The following is a 17,281-nucleotide window of genomic DNA, read 5'->3' as shown; positions in this document are numbered from 1 at the left end:
GCTCAGAACCCGAACCGCTGCCGGAGCTGCCGGAGCTGCCGTACGGTGCTCTCCACCTGTCCGCGTGCGGGATGGCCGGGCGGCAGCTCGCTCAGGCCCTGTTCGTACCTTTCGTGCGCCTCGACCAGATGCGTCACCTGCCCGCTCCGGGCCAGCGCGAACAGCACGCCGCCGAGGTTGACCAGCCGTACGCCGTGCATCGGGTCGGTGGGCGGCGTGCCGGCGAGGGCGGCCCGGGCGTGCTGGACGGCCTCGCCGAGGACGGCGGGGTCGGGGTGGCGCCGGGCGCGCCGCAGCAGCGAGTTGGCCAGGTTGGACTGGAGGCCGGCGCGCTCGGGATGACCGTCCGGCAGGAGGTCGAGGCTCGACCGGTAGAGGGCGACGGCCTCGTCGATGTCCTGCACCCGCCCGTGCCGGTCGAAGGTCTCCTGGAGCGAGGTGGCCAGGGACGACATGTGCCGGGGCAGCTCCGGGTCGCCCGGCGGGGACGCCTCGACCGCCCGCCGCCCGTACTCCAGCGACCGCTCCAGCAGGCCCGCGTCCCGCTCGCGCTCCCAGCGCAGCCGGGTCAGCATGCACAGCGCCGACAGCGCGGAGGCGTGCCGCGGGTCCTCGGCCGGGTACTGCCGTACGGCCTGCTCGGCGGCCTGTACGGCGCGCTCCAGGAGGGCCGGGTCACCGGTGCGGGCGTACTCCAGCCGCAGCCGGTCGGCTCGGGCGAGCGGCTCCTCCCCGCCGGTCCCCTGCGCGGCGTGCCCCGCACCACCCGCACCCGGGACACCCGTACTGCCTGCACCCGCCGTACTGCCCGTACTGCCCGTACTGCCCGTACCGCCCGTACTTCTCGAACTCCTCTGGCGCCGGAACCACTTGGCCACGCCGTCCCCCCGTCCTCCTCGGTACGCACGATGTACCCAACGAGAGGACGGAGCAGCCGGGTTGATTCATCCCTTGCTGACCGCCGTCAGGATCTCCGGCAGCCGGCGGGCGGTGCGCGGCGCGGCCAGCCGCAGCCCGGCGAGCGTGAGGAGCGCCCCGTACGCCGAGCCCAACGGCAGCAGCAGCCACAGCCGGTGCTCGCCGTCCGCGTCGGCGTTCAGCCAGACCTCGAGGGCGATCACGGGCGCGCACAGCAGGGCGGCGGCGACCATCCCGCCGAAGATGGAGATCCAGGCGAGTCCGGCCTGGCCGGGGACGACGTTCTTGTAGCCCTCCTGCGGGATGGAGTACGGGAAGGAGGTGGACGTCCACGCCCCGGTCCCCAGCATCGCGCCGAGCAGCGCGAACGACAGCCCCAGCACCTCCGGCAGCCGCTCCCAGTCGCCCAGCAGGGCCGTCGTCACGACGGTCACCAGCGTCGCGTAGGGCAGCGTGATCACCAGCAGGGCCAGGGCGCGGGCGCGCAGTTCGGCGTAGGCGTCCCGGGGGGAGGAGATGGTCATGGCGACCATCCAGAAGGCGGAGGTGTCCTGCCCGAACTGGTTGTACATCTGGATGCCGAGCATCCCGGCGGCGAAGCAGGCGAAGTAGATCGAGCCGGTGCCCTGGACGGCGTTGAACACGGGCACGATCAGGCCGATGGCGAGCGAGGTGACCCAGGCGGCCTTGGTCTTGGGGTCGCGCCAGATGTAGCGCAGGCTGCGTTCCATCACCGTGCCCGTGCGCCCGGCCGGCAGCAGCCGGCTCAGCCCGGTGGAGGTGCGGGCGCGGGGCCCGGGGTCGGCGGCCTGGAGGGTGGAGCCGTCCGGCGAGGTCATCAGCCGGGTCAGCTGCCGCGCCCACACCGTGAGGGCCGCCGCCGGCGCCGCCACGGCGACCGCGAGCTGCGCGGCGGCCGTGCCGTACGCCCCCTCGCTCACCGAGTGCACGGCGCCGATCGCCGACGCGGGCGGCAGCCAGCGCAGCACGTCGGCGACCGGGTCGAGCTGTCCGAGGCCGCCCGAACCGAGGCGCTGCACCGCGAAGTTGACGACCTGCGCGCCGACGGCGATCACCAGCCCGCTCAGCACCGCGAGGTCGCGGCCCTTGCGGCTGGTCAGCAGCCGGATGTTGGCGGCGGCGACGGCCCGTGCCAGCGCCACGCACACCAGCAGCGTCAGCGCCACGCCGACGACCCCGACGGCGTACGCGGCACCCCCGTGCGCCACCGCGATCACCGAGCCGACGGCGAGGCACAGCGTGAACAGCGGTCCGATCCCCACCAGCGAGGCCATGAGCAGCGCCCGCACCAGCGGCCCGGGCCGCAGCGGCAGCATCACCAGCCGGGTCGGGTCCAGGGTCTCGTCGCCGCTGGGGAAGAACAGCGGCATCACCGCCCAGCCCAGCCCGAGCACGGCCGCCAGCAGGACGACGACGGCGTCCGCGTGGGCGTGGCCGCGCAGCGCGATCAGACCGAGCAGTTGCGCCACCGCGAACAGCAGCACGACCACGGCCGACGCGACATAGGCGGCCCGCCGCCCGCCGGACTGCCGCAGCCCGTTGCGCAGCAGCGACAGCTTCAGGCGTACGACGGTGGAGGTGAGGGCTGTGGGGGAGGGGGTCGTGGCAGTGGATGCCGTGACGGAGGGCGTCGTCATCGGGGGCCGCCGCCCAGCCAGTCGAGGTCGGTGGCCGTGTCCCGGTAGTGGGCGCCGACCAGTTCGAGGAAGGCCTGCTGGAGGGTGGGCGCCTGTCCGCGCACCTCGGCGATCGGGCCGTGCGCCCGGATCCGCCCGGCGGCCATGACGGCCACCCAGTCGCACAGCGACTCCACCAGCTCCATCACGTGCGAGGAGAACACCACGGTCGCCCCGGAGGCCGTGTACCGCTCCAGCACGCCTCGGATGATCTGCGCGGACACCGGGTCGACGCCCTCGAACGGCTCGTCCAGGAACAGCACTTCGGGGTTGTGCAGCAGCGCTGCCGCGAGCCCGATCTTCTTGCGCATCCCGGTCGAGTAGTCGACCACCAGCTTGTGCTGCGCGCCCGCCAGATCCAGTACGTCCAGCAACTGCGCGGCCCGCTTGTCGACCTCGGGGCCGGGCAGCCCCCGCAGCCGCCCGGTGTACGCCAGCAGCTCCCGCCCGGACAGCCGCTCGAACAGGCGCAGCCCCTCCGGCAGCACCCCGATGCGCGCCTTGACCTCCACGGGGTCCCGCCACACGTCGTGCCCGACGACCTCGACCGTGCCCTGGTCGGGCCGCAGCAGCCCCGTCACCATCGACAAGGTGGTGGTCTTCCCGGCCCCGTTGGGCCCGACGAGGCCGATGAACCGCCCGGCGGGCAGTTCGAGATCGATGCCCCCCACGGCGACCTGCTGCCCGAACCGCTTCCAGAGGTCGTGAACACGTACGGCTGACGTCATGGACGCCAACCTAAGGGGCGCGGGGCCGTGCCGGCATGCGGCTCCGCCGCGCGGGCGCGAACAGCCACGAGCGGTCCGCGGTCGCCGAACTACCGGTCCCGGCCGCACGCGTAGGCGAGCGGCGAGATCAACTCCTCCGCGTCCGGCAGCCACCGATTGGCGGGAGTGGGCCGGCAGGCCCACTGGACGGCCCCCCGGGACCCGAACCGAGTGGGAGGCGCGGCCACGTAGTCCCCCTCGCCCAGCGCCAACAGGTCCAGCGACGAGGGCGACCAGCCGAGCTTCCGCACCAGCTCGGGGACCTTCACCGAGGCACCCGGCAGCACGAAGAAGTGCATCCGCCGGGCCGGCGTCAACGTCACGGGCCCCAGCGTCAGCCGCATCCGCTCCATCCGGGCGAGCGCCAGGAAGCCGGCCGTCTCCGGCACGGAGACGGCGTCGAAGGTCCGTCCGGTCGGCAGCAGGATCGACGCGTTGGGCTGCTTCTGCCACATACGGCGGGCGACGGTCGCGCTGCCGGTGGCCTGCGTCGCCCAGTCCTCCCGCGCCGGATGCGCCCCGGGCACGGGGCACGCGGGGTCCCCGCAGGAGCAGCGCTGCACCCCGTCGACGGCCTCCAGCCAGGTGCCGGGGAACACGTCCCAGTGACGCTCCTCGGCATAGCGTACGGCTGTCTCCAGCAGGGATTCCCCGCGCTGCTGCGGGATCTGCGCGGTCTCGGTGCCCGGGATCGTCTCTTCCACGCTGAACACAACTCCGCCGCCCACCTCGGGTTACGGGCGCGCTCGCGCACGGGGCCGGTGCATCGATTCGGCGTCCGGGGCGCACGGGTGCACAGGCGGGGGCGCGCGGGAGGATCCGCGGCGCGGGAAGGGTAGGCACCGGTGGGTCGGTGTGCACCTTCACCCCGGATCTACCCCGGCAATTCTGGCATGCCTCGCATGTGCGGTATGTCCGTGGGGCATTGATCTTCACGGCCGGAACTCGTTCCGGAGTTTCCGCAGGACACGTCAACCCGGTGCACGGGCAGGCACCGCAGCCACAGGGGGTCGGAAAGCATGGCCGCAAGGCCTCTCGTCGCGCGGCAGCCGAACGAACGGCTGCAGGCGCTCATCCAGGAAGCGGGTTGCTCGAACGCCGGGCTGGCCCGCCGGGTCAACATGTGCGGGGCCGAGCACGGTCTCGACCTGCGCTACGACAAGACGTCCGTGGCCCGCTGGCTGCGCGGACAGCAGCCGCGCGGGCGCGCCCCGGCGATCATCGCCGAGGCCCTCGGGCGCAAACTCGGCCGTACGGTCACGATCGACGAGATCGGCATGGCCAACGGCAAGAACCTCGCCTCCGGCGTGGGTCTCCAGTTCTCGCCGACGGTACTGGGGGCCATCGAGCAGGTGTGTGAGCTGTGGCGCAGCGACGTGGGGCGGCGGGACTTCCTGTCCGGCTCCTCGGTCGCCGCGTCCGCGCTGGTCGAGCCCAGCCGGGACTGGCTGATCTCGTCGCCGGACGCGCAGGTGGCGCGCTCCGCGGGCCCGCGGGTGGGGCTCTCCGACGTGGCCGCCGTACGGGCCATGACGCGGGCGCTGACCGAGCTGGACCACCAGTACGGCAGCGGGCATGTGCGGCCGGTGGTCGTGCACTACCTCAACAGCGTCGTGTCCGGGCTGCTCGCGGGCTCGTACCGGGAGGCGGTGGGGCGGGAGCTGTTCGCCGCGGTCGCCCGGCTGACGGAGCTCGCCGGGTACATGGCCGTCGACACCGGGCAGCCGGGGCTCGCCCAGCGCTACTACATCCAGGCGCTGCGTCTCGCCCAGGCCGCCGGGGACCGCGGTTACGGCGGCTATGTGCTGGCCGCGTCCATGAGCCATCTCGCTGCACAGCTCGGAAACCCGCGCGAGATCGCGCAGTTGGCGCGGGCGGCGCAGGAGGGGGCGCGTGGAGTCGTGACCCCGCGTGCGGAGGCGATGTTCCTCGCGGCGGAGGCGCGCGGGCACGCCCTGCTGGGCGACGTGCGCGCGGCGCAGACGGCGACCGGGCGGGCGCTGTCGGCGATGGAGCGGGTGGACCCGGACTCCGGGGACGACCCCGCCTGGATCGCGCACTTCGACCACGCCTATCTCGCCGACGAGTTGGCGCACTGCCACCGTGACCTCGGACAGGCCGAGGCGGCCGCGCGCTGCGCCGAGCAGTCCCTGGCCGGGCACCCGGTCTCCCGCGCGCGGCGCCGGGCCATCGGCTATGTGCTGCTGGCCACGGCGCAGGTGCAGCAGCGGGAGATCGAACAGGCCTGCAGTACGGGCCTGAAGGCGGTGGAGATCCTGGAGACCCTGCGCTCCAACCGGGGCGCGGAGTACCTGGAGGACTTCCAGCAGCGCCTGGAGCCGTACCGGGAGGAGGCGGTGGTACGGGAGTTCGGGGCGCGGCTGGACCTCCAGCAGGCGGCATGAGCCCTCGTCACCGGCCTGCAGCCCTGTAACCGGCGTCACAGGAAAGGAGATCGCTCTCTGAGCTGCGTGGCACGCGGCTCGGGGGACCCGGTAGCGTGAGCCGACGATCGGCGAAGGTCCCCCATTGGCAGGAGTCCCGGTGACGCAGAGTGGACAGGGCGAGGAGCCCTCGGCGCGGCCCGCGCGCGAAGGCGTCGTGCTGCCCTCCGACGGCGGCGCGCCGCTCGTTCCGGGCGGTCCGGCCGCCGCGCCGCCCGGCGGCCAGGCCTGGGGCACGCCGTGGGGTCCGGAGGCCGGCCAGAACGACCAGGCGGCCGGCGGGCAGTGGCCGACACCGCCCGACCAGCAGCAGTGGGGCGCCCCGGAGCAGTCCGGCTGGTCCGGCGCGCCCGCCCCCGGCCCGGCCCCGTCGGCCGGCCCGCTGCCGCCCGAGACGCCGCCGGGCGCCCAGCCGCCGTACGGCACGCAGGGCGGGTACGGCGGTCAGCAGGCGTACGGCGCCCCGAACCCGCACGGCGGTGACGCCCACGGCTCCTACGGCGCTCCCCAGGGCGCCCAGGGCGCGCACGGCGGTGGTCATGGCGGCGCCCAGGGCGGGTACGGCGGAGCCCCGCTGCCGCCAGCCGTCGACGAGGCCACCCGTTACATACCCCCGGTGGCGGCCGCCCCCGCGCCCGGCGCGAACGCGGACGCCACCCAGTACCTGCCGCCCGTGGCCCCCGGCGCGCCCGCCGCCGAGGACGGCGCGACGCAGTACCTGCGGCCCGTGAACCCGGGCGCCCTGCCGCCCGAGACGCCGGGCGGCACCTACGGCGGCCCCGGAGCCGCACCCCAGGCTCCCTACGGCGGCCCCTCCGCGCAGCACGGCGCCGGGGCGTACGGCGCGCCGGGGGCCGAGGCGCCCGCCGAGACGACGACGTACCTGGGCCGTGCCCAGCAGACGGGGCCCGCCGCGGGCGGGTCCGACGCCGACGCCACGCAGTACATCCCGCCCGTGTCCGGCACCGGCGGCGAGCGGCAGCAGCCGCCCGCCGAGTTCGCCGGCCTGTTCCGCAGCGAGCCGGGCGAGCAGGGCGGGGCCACGCAGCAGATGCCCCGGATGCAGGCGCCGCAGGGCGGCTACGCCCCGCAGCCCTCGTACGACCACGGCGGTCCGGGCGGTCCCGGGCACGGCGGGGCGTACCCGGGCGACGGCGGCCGCAGGGGCGGCGACGGCGGGCGCGGCGGGCGCACCGGTTCCCGGGTGGCGGTCATCGCGGCGGTCGGTATCGGTATCGCGGTGCTGGGCATCGGCGCGGGCGCGCTGATGGGCAGCGGCGACGACGGCGACGACTCCAAGAACGTCTCCGCGTCCACGCCGGCGACCGCGCAGAGCACCGATTCCTCCCCGTCGGCCTCGCCGAGCGAGGACCCGGCGAAGGCGCAGGCCGTGGAGCTGGACAAGCTGCTCGCGGACAGCGGCACCAGCCGCCAGTCGGTGATCAACGCGGTCGGCAACGTGAAGTCGTGCGACAACCTCGGCCAGGCGGCCAAGGACCTGCGGGCCGCGGCGGAGCAGCGCAACGGCCTGGTGACCCGGCTGGAGGCCCTCTCCGTCGACCAGCTGCCCGCCAACGGCGAGCTGACCACCGCCCTGACCAACGCCTGGAAGGCGTCCGCGGCGGCCGACAGCCACTACGCCGCCTGGGCGGACCAGGTGGCCGGCAACAGGAAGAAGTTCTGCAAGGGCGGCCAGGCCCGGGTCACGGGGCAGGCCCAGGAGGGCAACACGGCGAGCGGCACCGCCACCGCCGAGAAGAACAAGGCCGCCGGGCTGTGGAACGCCATCGCCCGCAAGTACGGCCTGACCGAGCGGCAGCCGACCCAGCTGTGAGGTGCGCGGGGCGCGGGCGCCGTCAGACGTCCGCGCCCTGGAGGGTCTTCGTCATGTCGATGAAGCCTTCGCGGGCCGCGACCAGCCGGCCCTCGCGGACCACCTGCAGGGTGACGTCCGTGTTGACCAGGCGGGGGAACCCGATGGAGGCGAGCCGGTCCTGGAACTTCCAGCGCAGGGCGGGGGTGAGCCCGCCGGTGTCGATCTCCAGGCCGTCGTCGAGGGTGCGGCGCACGGTGTCCGCGGACACCTCACCGCCGCCGATCTTGTCGAGGGCGGCCTTGAGGACGGTGTAGGCGATCCACGTCGTCTGCACGCCCGCGTCCGCCGGGTCGATCCGGGTGTCGGTGAAGGCCTGCTCGCGGATCACCTTCTTCATGCCGTCCCAGCGCGGGTCGGTCTCCACCGGGTACCAGCCGGTGATGAACGACCCCTCGTACGGCCCCGACCTGCCGCCGGACGCGTCGATCACGGTCTGGTCGACGCTGCCGAGGACCGTGCCGGTACGCACCTCCGGGTACTCCGCGCGGGCGCGCCGGAACGAGTCCATGAAGGTGCCGGTGCGGTCGCCGAGCGCGGGCACCACACAGCCCGTGCGGTCCGCCTCGCCGGTCGCGCCGCCCAGCGCGGAGCGGGTCTGGGCGGAGAACTCGGTGGCCTCCTCCGCGGCGGGTACGTCGTCGGCGACCGTGTGTCCGCGCGCCTTCAGGCCCGCGTTGAGCATCACGGGCAGCTGGTCGCCGGCGATGGTGTCGGGCCGCACCAGGGACACCGGGCCGCAGTCGTCGGCGAGTTCCTGGCCGAGGGCGGCGAGCAGGGCGGGCTGGCCGCCGTTGACGGGGTAGGACAGTGGGGAGGTGAACTCGTCGTCGGTGATCCCGTAGCCGCCGATGAAGGGGATGCCGGCGCCTTCCAGGATCGGGAAGAAGGAGTTGGCGTGCTGGCTGTAGGAGCCGACGACGGCGACGGCGTTCTCCTTCACCGCGCGCCGCGCGCACCGCGCGGCCGACACGGAGTCGTTGCGCTCGTTGCAGGTGGCCACGTGCAGTTTGCGGCCGTTGATGCCGCCGTGGGAGTTGACCCAGCGGGCATACGCACGGGCGAAAGCGGGCATTCCGGGCTTGTTGGTGGAGTTGGTGTCCTGCGGGGCCCAGGTCATCACGGTGATCGGGCCGTCCTCGTCGCCCCCCGAGACGCCGGGGATGAGCCCGCATCCGACGGCGAGCGACGCGCACGCCACCAGGACACCCGCGGTGCGGATACCTGCTCTGACGGGCCTGGTGAGCGGGGGGAGGAAGGTGCTGCGGTCATGTCGCCTGCCGGTCATGCCCACGCACGATTCCGTCACATCCCTAACCCTGGAGTGTCCCTCGGGCAACAGCGGGTGACATCGGGGTGAATTACGGGGGACCGGTCCGGCCCCTGGGACGGGGAACGTACGATCGATGACCGTGCAAGGTTCGGAGAACTCTTCCCGTCGCGGCCGTCGCTCCTCCACCATGGGCGGCATGCCGCTCAACGACATGCCGTGGTGGCGCTGGCGCAGCAATGTGCGCTCCGCGCTGCACATGCTCTCCGACCCCGCCTTCCAGCGCGACGTCTGGCTGGCCGGCGTCGACGGTTACGGGGACGTCACCGACGCCGTGTACCGGCTGGTCGAGGACACCTGGCTGGACAACTGGTCCGCCGAGAAGTACGTGGGCACGATCTTCCGCGACTCGCAGGAGGCCGCGCTCGTCGACACCGCGGTGCTGCGCGTGCTGCGGATCATGCACCAGGTCGGCCCGGACGCGCCGGTGTCCTCCTACATGGAGCACCCGGCCTGGCCGGAGGCCGTCCAGGCCGCACGCGACGCCCATGTACGGATGGCGACCAGCGACGGCGAGGACCCGGACGCGCCGCCGCGCACCCTCGAGGTGCTGCGCATCCTGACCCGGTCCGCCTAGCGGAACGATTGCCGGCGGCCGGGCCGCGTGTGGGACCCTTTTCGGCATGAACGAACAGTCCCCCCGAACCGCGGCCCCGGCCGAGCAGTACGTCCTCACCCTCTCCTGCCCGGACAAGCAGGGCATCGTGCACGCCGTGTCGAGCTACCTGTTCATGACCGGATGCAACATCGAGGACAGCCAGCAGTTCGGCGACCACGACACGGGTCTGTTCTTCATGCGCGTCCACTTCTCGGCGGAGCCGCCGGTGACCGTGGACAAGCTGCGCGCCAGCTTCGCCGCGATCGGCGACTCCTTCCACATGGACTGGCAGATCAACCGGGCCGACGAGAAGATGCGCGTCCTGCTGATGGTCAGCAGGTTCGGGCACTGCCTGAACGACCTGCTCTTCCGCGCCCGGATCGGCGCGCTGCCCGTCGAGATCGCGGCCGTGGTGTCCAACCACACTGACTTCGCCGAGCTGGTGGGCTCGTACGACATCCCCTTCCACCACATCCCCGTGACGAGGGACACCAAGGCCGACGCGGAGGCGCGGCTGCTGGAGATCGTCCGCGAGGAGGGGGTGGAGCTGGTCGTTCTCGCCCGGTACATGCAGGTCCTCTCCGACGACCTGTGCAAGCAGCTCAGCGGGCGGATCATCAACATCCACCACTCCTTCCTGCCGAGCTTCAAGGGCGCCAAGCCGTACCACCAGGCGCACGCGCGCGGGGTGAAGCTCATCGGGGCGACCGCGCACTACGTCACCGCCGACCTCGACGAGGGCCCGATCATCGAGCAGGAGGTCGAGCGGGTGTCCCACGACGTCACCCCCGACCAGCTCGTCGCCATCGGCCGCGACGTGGAGTGCCAGGCGCTGGCGCGGGCGGTGAAGTGGCACGCCGAGCGGCGGATCCTGCTGAACGGGCGCCGGACGGTGGTGTTCGCCTAGGGCGACGCCCCTAGGGGCGCGGGGAACTGCGCGACCGGCCACGGACAGCCCGCGGCCGCCGACGGGCGACCGGCCACCCCTACAGGCGGCTCAGCGACGCCGCGGCGTAGAGCACGTCCCTGATCGCCTCCCGGTCGCCCATCTGCCCCACCGCCGCCTCCTCCGGCGCGAGCCGCCCCGCGGCGAGGTGGCAGAACTCCACGTCGTCCAGCGCGACATGGGCGACCTCGTGCGCGGCGGAGCCCACCGCCGCGGGGGAGTCGAGGGGGATCAGCCACTCACCGCCACCCGTGCCCTCGATCTCCAGGCGGAGGGTGCGGCCGGGCCGGCCGGCGGGGACCAGATGCCGCTCGGGCCCCGGCGAGGCGAGCCCCGCCCGGCGCCGGTCGGCCAGGGCGGCCGGGAGCGTACGGGCGGCCAGGTCGATCATGGCGTTGAGATGCCGGCCGGAGGGCGCCTCGTACGGGTAGTCCACGGCCTCGGCGATGTCCTCCGCGTGCACCCAGCACTCGAAGGCACGGTCGGTCATGGCGTCGCGCAGCGGCAGCTCGAAGTCGCCGTACGGCACGGTGAGGCCGCCGGCCGTGCCGCCCGTGAACGACACCGTGCGCACGAGGGCGTGGGACTGCTCCCGCCAGGGCGCCCGGACGGTGCGGGTGAGCGGGAAGTGCGAGGCACGCCAGTACGCCTCCGTGCGCTCGGCCGGGGTGCCCGGGCCCGGGGTCCCCGCGGCGTCGCCCAGAGGGTCGGCGAGGCCCAGCGCGCGGGCGACCAGGCCGTCGACGGCCAGCAGGTGGGCGATGACCCCGGCGACGGTCGTCCTGCGGGTCGAGGTCTCCCGGTCGTCGAACCAGCGCAGCCGCACGGGAGCGTGCCACTCCGACTTGCCGAAGTCCTGGAGGAGGGCGTCCAGGCGCGCGGTCTCGGCGTCGTACGCGGTGGCCCAGGCGGGCACCGGGATGCGCGGCGGGCGCCGCTCCAGGCAGCTCGCCAGGACGCGGGTGCGCAGGGCCGGGTCGAGGTCGAGGCTCTCGGGCCGCTGGAGCAGCCCGACGGCCTCGCGCAGCCGCAGTGCCTCCTCCGCGCAGGTGCCGCACGTGCCGAGGTGGTCCTCGACGGCCGCGGTCTCCTCCGGTGAGCAGGCGGCCAGCGCCCAGGCGCCGAGCAGCGCCTTCAGCACCCGGTGCTCCAGCACCAGCGGCGCGGCCTCCGGCGGGTCCGGCAGCGGCACCCCGCTGTCCTCGACGGAGGCGCGGGGCAGCGGTATCCGCGGCGACCGCCCGGGCTCGGAGGCCTCCCCGGAGCCGGTGCCGCCGGTGCCGCCCCCGCCGGAGCGGCCCGAGTCGTCGGAGGCACCCGCGCCGCTCCCGCCGGGGGCGACGGGGGCAAGGCCGTCGGGGGTGCTCCAGGGCGGGGTGCTTCCACCGGGGTGACCGGGGTGACCGGGGTCGTCCGAGCCGCTCCCGGCGGAGCCCTCACGAGCGCCTGGGGCACTCGGCGTGCCCTTGGCCCCCGAGGAACTTCGGCCCGGGGCACCCGAGCCCGGGGCACCCGAGCCCGGGGAGCCCGAGGTGCCCGAGGTGCCCGAGTCGCCGGCATGCGGCAGCCCGAGCGCGTCCTCCTGCCGCTCCTTCTCGTCGTCCGGCTCCGGTGCGAACGGGCTCAGTTCGCTCACGCCGCACCTCCGTAGCGAGGCGGGTCGTCGGCGTCGTGGGCCGTGGCGAGGAGTTGCAGGCCGAGGCGCAGACGCCGGCGGGCCTCGTCCTCGGTGACGCCGAGGTCGGTGGCGGCCTGGCGGTAGTCGCGGCGCTGGAAGTAGGCGAGCTCCAGGGCGGCGCGCAGGGGTGCGGGCATGGCCTGGACGATGTAGTCGGCGCGGGCGGCGACGGAGGCGTGGCGGACCTTGCGCTCCAGCTCCTCCGCGGTGCCGGCGCCGCCGCCCTGCTCCAGCGCGGCGGTCTCGGTGGCGCGCAGCCGCTGCACGGCCAGCCGGTGGGTCAGCGTGGCCACCCAGGAGCGCAGCGGCCCCTGCTTGGGGTCGTAGCTGTCGGGGTGCTCCCACACGTGCGCGAACACCTCGCGGGTGAGGGTGTCGGCGGCGCGCTCGTCACCGAGGACGGTGTGGGCGAGGCCGTGCACGAGCGAGGCGAAGCGGTCGTAGAACTCGCCGAGGGCCGCGGCCTCTCCACGGGCGAGGCGCTGCTGCATCTTGCGGTCCCAGCGGGGCGGTGCGTCCTTCGTCGCCATACGGCCCCCTCACCCTGCTCGTGTCCGGTCAGTGACAAGCGTGCGTCCACCGCGTTCTCGAATGTAGTCGGCACCTCTGACAACGCACGCCCCTTTGTGGCAATGTGCGCCCCCCGACGGCCACGAGTGATAGTGGACCTTTGGTACACCTCGTGCCTTCTGCCGTTCCTGCCTGCCTTCTGTGATCAGTTCTGACTCAGTTTGCCTGCAACTCGATCGAACAGGATCGAAGGCGATGGAAACAAGCCTCTTCCGTTCGGTTTCCGTTTTCCGAGCGGCGTTTCAGGGAACGGCGGCTGGGCAGCCGCGCTGACAGGAAGCGTAGGGACTGCTTCCGTTTCCGGGCTGTTCCTGGAAGTTCAGCGAGGGAAGGGCACGGTGGTGACGTTCAATGTGACCGATGACGAGCGCGGGGACTGGGCCGTGCTCCAAGTGACGGGCGAGCTGGACCTGGTGACCTCGCCGGTGCTGCGCCAGCGGGTCCACGACATGGTGGCCGAGGGCCGCCACAGCCTTGTCGTCGACCTCTCCGAGGTGGTCTTCTGTGATTCCAGCGGTGTCGGGGTGCTCATCGCCACCCGCCGTCTGCTGCGCTCCTGCCAGGGCCGGCTGCGGCTGATCCTGCCCGCCGAGGGCGCACCCGACGGCTCCCACGTCAACCGTGTCATCGGCGCCCTCGGGGTGCGCCGCCTGTTCGACGTACACCCCGATCTCACCTCGGCGGCAGCCGAGGAAGCCCTCCCCGAGCTCGCCCCGGCGGCCACCGAGGACGTCCGTGACGGTCTCACCCCGGCGCCCGTGGAGGAGGAACGCCCGCTGCCGGCGTGAACCGGCGCACACCAGGCGCCTCCCTGACCTGCTCTGCCACACCGTTGTCCCGGAATTCCCCCGGTCTTGGCACAACCCCCGCTTTCCCGCTGCCACGGGCCGCCCGGCGTCGTACGCTCCGTGCCGGAATACATCCCGACGTGATGTGAGGCGGCCCGAGAGACATGGTCAGCAGCGAGTACGAGCGCAGGATCGCGGCGAGGTTCGCCGGCTTCGACCAGGACGGCAACGGCTACATCGAGCGAGAGGACTTCTGCGGCGCGGCCAAGGCGCTGCTCGCGGAGTTCGCCACCCCCGCCCGCTCCGACAAGGGGCAGGCGCTGTATGCCGGGGCGGAGGCGTTCTGGCAGGGCATGGCGGGGATGGCGGACCGCGACGGCGACCAGCGCATCAGCCGGGAGGAGTTCGTGACCGGCGCGGTCAAGCGGCTGCGCGACAACCCGGACCGGTTCGCGGAGATCGCCCGGCCCTTCCTGCACGCGGCCCTGGCCGTCGCGGACACCGACGGGGACGGCGCGGCCACGGTCGACGACACCGCGCGCGTGCTCACCATCCTCGGGGTCGCCGAGGACATCGCGCGCACGGCCGCCGCGGCACTGGACACCGACGGCGACGGCAAGGTCGGCGAGGCGGAGGTCGTGCCCGCCTTCGCCCGCTACTTCACCGTGCCCGAGTGACGCCTCTCCTTGAGCGGGGCGTGCCCGGACTGAGGCTCCGCGAGGCGGCGTCGGCGCTCCTCGCGGCGGCCGGGCGGCTCGGGCCGGACCGGACGGACGTGCCGGCCCGCGGTGCAACACGCGCGGGTGCGCGAACAGTTCGGCCGGCGCATCGGGGCGTTCCAGGCATCGCCGAGGCCCGCCTGCTGGTGGACGAGGCAGTCGTACGCGGTGCCCGAGCCGAAGAGCTGTAGGCGGGCGAGCCGACGGCCGGGGCCGGGTGACGGGCGGCCGGGATGTCGCTGATCGTGGCGCACCGAAATCACGGAGCGTTGATATCGGGTTGTGTCCTCGGCGGGACTCGTCACGTCCCGGAGTCGGTGCCGGGCTCCGGTACCTTGTGTGAGATGCGAGTGGTTCCGAGGACGAGCCATGCCGGAGCAGCCCCCGAGGCGGCCCCGGACCGGGCGGTGCGCGCCGCGGTTCGCGGGGCGGGAGTGCGAGAAGCACCCGCCTGTTCGACACCCTTTGACGAGCGTCGCACAGTATGCCGCAGGGGTACTCCTTCGCGCTGGAATATGCCCGAAGCGCTTGTTGGGGTGACGGAACGTCAACCAAGCTGTTCTGCAAGGGATTCACGTTCCGTGACCCTTGCTCTGGCCGTTGTTCTGGTCATGCAGAAAATGGCTACGATCGTGGCCCTCGTGAGGCGCGAGCCTTTGTGTCCGCCGGTTCGGATGGTGTGAGCGGTGCAGGTGCTTCAAGTGCAGCTGGAGGTCCGGCCCGACCCCGCGGAGGTGGGGCGGGCCCGGAGGTGGGCGCGTGCGCGGCTGGCCGGGGCGGGGGTGGAGGCCGACGAGCCGCTGGCCGAGACGCTGATCCTGCTCGTGTCCGAACTCGTCACCAACGCCGTGGTGCACACCGGCCGTCCGGCCGTCCTGCGGCTCGCCCTGCCGCCCGCCACCGGGTGCGCGCCCGTGCGCGTGGAGGTCGCCGACACCAGCGAGCGCGCCCCTGCGCCGCGTTGTGCCGACGGCGAGGAGACGGGCGGCCGCGGGCTCGCCCTCGTCGACGGTCTCGCCGACCGCTGGGGCTGGAGCCCTGACGGCGGGGGCAAGCGCATCTGGTGCGAGCTCGACCGCTGTTCCGGCCCGCGTGCGGCGTCCGTCGCCTACGGCGGCAGCCTGCCGGCGTACGAAGGGCTGGCCTACGAGGCCGTCTGACGGATCAGGATCTGTGTGCCCCAGGTGTGGTCGGTGATGCGCCCGGATGTGCTTCTGTGCGCTCCCGCTCGCAAATGGTGCGTAAGTAATTATTTGCCGTACAGGTGTTGACGTCTCGTGTCCGTTTGATCACGCTTGTGGTCAGCGATTCGCCGCGAGGGGACGGCGAGGGTTTCGGTGACGGGAGCCCTCGGCGAGTGTGGGTCGTCGTTCGGCGTCGGTTCCCCCGGGGCTTCGTCAGAGGCCGGGGGACGGGGAGGGTGCGCCGAGGCCGGTCGGCGGCGCGCGATGCCGTGCTCGGGGCGGGCAGTTGCGCGCCGCAGGCCGGAGCCCTGTGGGGCGACCCGGCTCGGCCGCCTTCGGCTACCTCCGCCGCGCCGGCGTCGTGCACGGCTTTCTTCTCCACAGGCTGTGGACAACTCTTCGGGAAGTTCCGAGGGCCCTCTCTTTTCTGTGGCGCGGGAGTTGTCCACAGGCTGGGGGCGGCGTGTGGGGGCGTTGTCGGTGCCGGCTCCTACCGTTGTCGCATGTGGCTGGTCATGTGCTGGGTGGTGCGCTCGGTCGTGTGCCGGGCGAGGAGGCTGCCGCCGTCTTTGCTGCCGCCGTCCCGGGTGTCCGTGCGGGGCGGGGCCGAGTCGCGGCTGATGCGGAAGGTGCGGCGGTACGCGGTCGGTGTGACGCCGAGGGCCGTCTGCAGGTGCTGGCGCATGGACTGGGCCGTGCCGAAACCGGCGTCACGGGCGACCTGGTCGACCGAAAGGCCGGTGGACTCCAGCAGATGCCGGGCCCGTTCCACGCGCTGCTGGGTCAGCCACTGGCCGGGGCTGATGCCGACCTCCTCCCGGAAGCGGCGGGTGAAGGTGCGCACCGACATCGCCTCCTGCGCGGCCATGTCCCGCAGCTGGATCGGCTCGTGCAGCCGTCCCAGCGCCCAGGCGCGGGCCGCCGTCGTGGTCGCCGTCTGCGGATCGGGCACGGGCCGCTCGATGTACTGCGCCTGCCCGCCGTCGCGGTGCGGCGGTACGACGGTGCGGCGGGCGACCTCGTTGGCGACAGCCGTGCCGTGGTCACGGCGCACGATGTGCAGGCACAGGTCGATACCGGCCGCGACACCCGCGGAGGTCAGCACGTCGCCGTCGTCGATGAACAGCACGTCCGGGTCCAGGTCGACCTGTGGGAACACCTGCCGGAAGTGCGCGGCGTCGGCCCAGTGCGTGGTCGCGGGCCGCCCGTCGAGGAACCCGGCGGCGGCCAGGACGTACACGCCGGTGCAGATCGAGGCGAGCCGGGTCCCGGGGCGGATACGGGTGAAGGCGGCGGCCAGCTCCTCGGTCAGCACGCCCTGCTCGAAGACCGGGCCCAGCTCGTAGGAGGCCGGGACGATCACGGTGTCGGCGGTGGCGAGGGCCTCCGGCCCGTGGGCGACGTGGACGGCGAAGTCGGCGTCGGTCTCGACCGGGCCGGGCGGGCGCACCGAGCAGGTGATCACCTCGTACAGATGGCGGCCCTGGGCGTCCTTGGGCCGGCCGAAGATGCGGTGCGGGATGCCCAGCTCGAAGGGCAGCAGCCCGTCGAGGGCGAGGACGACGACGCGGTGCGGACGGAACTCCGGCTCATGGCTCACGGCCCGGTCCTGACTCATGGCCCGATCCTAGCGAACGCTGTCCTTCGGGCCACTCGATGGGAGTGGGCCCGCACCGGGAGGCTGGATGACGTGAGCCAGACAACCGAGAGGGCGGCAGAGCCCGCCGAGAACCCCGAGGGCCCGGAGAGCACTGAGAGCCCCGAGAACC

14 protein-coding genes and 1 pseudogene are annotated in these 17,281 nt (G+C 73.4%); 7 read left to right on the top strand and 8 right to left on the bottom strand.

Features of this window, described 5'->3' with window-relative positions; genetic code table 11:
- Positions 1-2: 2 nt before the first annotated feature.
- From ACIGXJ_RS21400 to ACIGXJ_RS21385, 4 genes are all read right to left on the bottom strand, one after another.
- A complete protein-coding gene (locus tag ACIGXJ_RS21400) occupies positions 3-878 on the bottom strand; it encodes a hypothetical protein (protein WP_399647633.1) in 876 nt (291 codons plus the stop codon).
- 66 nt (positions 879-944) lie between these two features.
- The gene (locus ACIGXJ_RS21395) at positions 945-2,576 is read right to left on the bottom strand and encodes a transporter (protein WP_399647630.1); all 1,632 of its coding nucleotides are present in this window, start codon (positions 2,574-2,576) and stop codon (positions 945-947) included.
- Positions 2,573-3,343 carry an ABC transporter ATP-binding protein gene (locus tag ACIGXJ_RS21390; RefSeq protein ID WP_399647627.1) on the bottom strand — a complete coding sequence of 257 codons (771 nt, stop codon included), beginning with the start codon at positions 3,341-3,343 and terminating at the stop codon, positions 2,573-2,575. The genes ACIGXJ_RS21395 and ACIGXJ_RS21390 overlap by 4 nt, the downstream gene beginning before the upstream one ends.
- A gap of 89 nt (positions 3,344-3,432) precedes the next feature.
- The gene (locus tag ACIGXJ_RS21385; protein WP_399647624.1) at positions 3,433-4,095 is read right to left on the bottom strand and encodes a bifunctional DNA primase/polymerase; all 663 of its coding nucleotides are present in this window, start codon (positions 4,093-4,095) and stop codon (positions 3,433-3,435) included.
- 306 nt (positions 4,096-4,401) lie between these two features.
- Between ACIGXJ_RS21385 and ACIGXJ_RS21380 the strand changes: the two genes are divergently transcribed.
- Together ACIGXJ_RS21380 and ACIGXJ_RS21375 are read left to right on the top strand one after the other, a co-directional pair.
- Positions 4,402-5,787: a transcriptional regulator gene (locus ACIGXJ_RS21380; RefSeq protein WP_399647621.1), complete on the top strand. Its 1,386-nt coding sequence runs from the start codon at positions 4,402-4,404 to the stop codon at positions 5,785-5,787.
- 139 nt (positions 5,788-5,926) lie between these two features.
- Positions 5,927-7,660, top strand: coding sequence for a hypothetical protein (locus ACIGXJ_RS21375; protein WP_399647618.1), 1,734 nt, complete (start codon positions 5,927-5,929; stop codon positions 7,658-7,660).
- A 22-nt stretch (positions 7,661-7,682) separates the two neighbouring features.
- Here ACIGXJ_RS21375 and ACIGXJ_RS21370 read toward each other — a convergent pair whose 3' ends face one another.
- Positions 7,683-8,987: an ABC transporter substrate-binding protein gene (locus ACIGXJ_RS21370; RefSeq protein ID WP_399647615.1), complete on the bottom strand. Its 1,305-nt coding sequence runs from the start codon at positions 8,985-8,987 to the stop codon at positions 7,683-7,685.
- Between the two features lie 118 nt (positions 8,988-9,105).
- Here ACIGXJ_RS21370 and ACIGXJ_RS21365 point away from each other — a divergent pair, with 118 nt between their 5' ends.
- Positions 9,106-9,606 (top strand): hypothetical protein, encoded by a 501-nt coding sequence (locus tag ACIGXJ_RS21365; RefSeq protein WP_399647611.1) that lies wholly within the window; start codon positions 9,106-9,108, stop codon positions 9,604-9,606.
- A gap of 46 nt (positions 9,607-9,652) precedes the next feature.
- Positions 9,653-10,534, top strand: coding sequence for a formyltetrahydrofolate deformylase (gene purU, locus ACIGXJ_RS21360; protein WP_399647608.1), 882 nt, complete (start codon positions 9,653-9,655; stop codon positions 10,532-10,534).
- 79 nt (positions 10,535-10,613) lie between these two features.
- Here the strand turns inward: purU and ACIGXJ_RS21355 are convergent, their stop codons facing one another.
- On the bottom strand, positions 10,614-12,209 hold the full coding sequence (locus ACIGXJ_RS21355; protein ID WP_399647605.1) for a zf-HC2 domain-containing protein: 1,596 nt from the start codon (positions 12,207-12,209) through the stop codon (positions 10,614-10,616).
- Entirely contained in the window at positions 12,206-12,781 is a 576-nt protein-coding gene (locus ACIGXJ_RS21350) for a sigma-70 family RNA polymerase sigma factor (RefSeq protein WP_399647602.1), read from the bottom strand. Before ACIGXJ_RS21350 ends, ACIGXJ_RS21355 begins: the two co-directional genes overlap by 4 nt.
- A gap of 378 nt (positions 12,782-13,159) precedes the next feature.
- Here ACIGXJ_RS21350 and ACIGXJ_RS21345 point away from each other — a divergent pair.
- The 3 genes and pseudogenes from ACIGXJ_RS21345 to ACIGXJ_RS21335 all read left to right on the top strand — a co-directional run.
- Positions 13,160-13,525 (top strand): annotated as a pseudogene (locus ACIGXJ_RS21345) (STAS domain-containing protein); the annotation flags it as partial.
- Positions 13,526-13,773: 248 nt separating this feature from the next.
- A complete protein-coding gene (locus tag ACIGXJ_RS21340) occupies positions 13,774-14,286 on the top strand; it encodes an EF-hand domain-containing protein (RefSeq protein WP_399647599.1) in 513 nt (170 codons plus the stop codon).
- 743 nt (positions 14,287-15,029) lie between these two features.
- A complete protein-coding gene (locus ACIGXJ_RS21335) occupies positions 15,030-15,488 on the top strand; it encodes an ATP-binding protein (protein WP_399648101.1) in 459 nt (152 codons plus the stop codon).
- Positions 15,489-16,002: 514 nt separating this feature from the next.
- On the opposite strand, the gene ACIGXJ_RS21330 is transcribed toward ACIGXJ_RS21335, so the two are convergent.
- Positions 16,003-17,130: a GlxA family transcriptional regulator gene (locus ACIGXJ_RS21330; protein WP_399647597.1), complete on the bottom strand. Its 1,128-nt coding sequence runs from the start codon at positions 17,128-17,130 to the stop codon at positions 16,003-16,005.
- Between the last annotated feature and the right edge of the window lie 151 nt (positions 17,131-17,281).

The organism is Streptomyces sp. NPDC053367 (assembly GCF_044545925.1).
Classification (GTDB): Bacteria; Actinomycetota; Actinomycetes; order Streptomycetales; family Streptomycetaceae; genus Streptomyces.
Note: the sequence above shows the minus strand (reverse complement) of the source record. Positions and strands in the feature narration are given on the sequence as shown.

Bases quoted from the DNA above. Each gene is read 5' to 3' on its own strand.
- ACIGXJ_RS21395 (WP_399647630.1), bottom strand. From the start codon at position 2,576: ATGACGACGCCCTCCGTCACGGCATCCACTGCCACGACCCCCTCCCCC.
- ACIGXJ_RS21365 (WP_399647611.1), top strand. From the start codon at position 9,106: ATGACCGTGCAAGGTTCGGAGAACTCTTCCCGTCGCGGCCGTCGCTCC.
- purU (WP_399647608.1), top strand. From the start codon at position 9,653: ATGAACGAACAGTCCCCCCGAACCGCGGCCCCGGCCGAGCAGTACGTC.
- ACIGXJ_RS21370 (WP_399647615.1), bottom strand. From the start codon at position 8,987: ATGACCGGCAGGCGACATGACCGCAGCACCTTCCTCCCCCCGCTCACC.
- ACIGXJ_RS21340 (WP_399647599.1), top strand. From the start codon at position 13,774: ATGGTCAGCAGCGAGTACGAGCGCAGGATCGCGGCGAGGTTCGCCGGC.
- ACIGXJ_RS21350 (WP_399647602.1), bottom strand. From the start codon at position 12,781: ATGGCGACGAAGGACGCACCGCCCCGCTGGGACCGCAAGATGCAGCAG.
- ACIGXJ_RS21330 (WP_399647597.1), bottom strand. From the start codon at position 17,130: ATGAGTCAGGACCGGGCCGTGAGCCATGAGCCGGAGTTCCGTCCGCAC.
- ACIGXJ_RS21380 (WP_399647621.1), top strand. From the start codon at position 4,402: ATGGCCGCAAGGCCTCTCGTCGCGCGGCAGCCGAACGAACGGCTGCAG.
- ACIGXJ_RS21390 (WP_399647627.1), bottom strand. From the start codon at position 3,343: ATGACGTCAGCCGTACGTGTTCACGACCTCTGGAAGCGGTTCGGGCAG.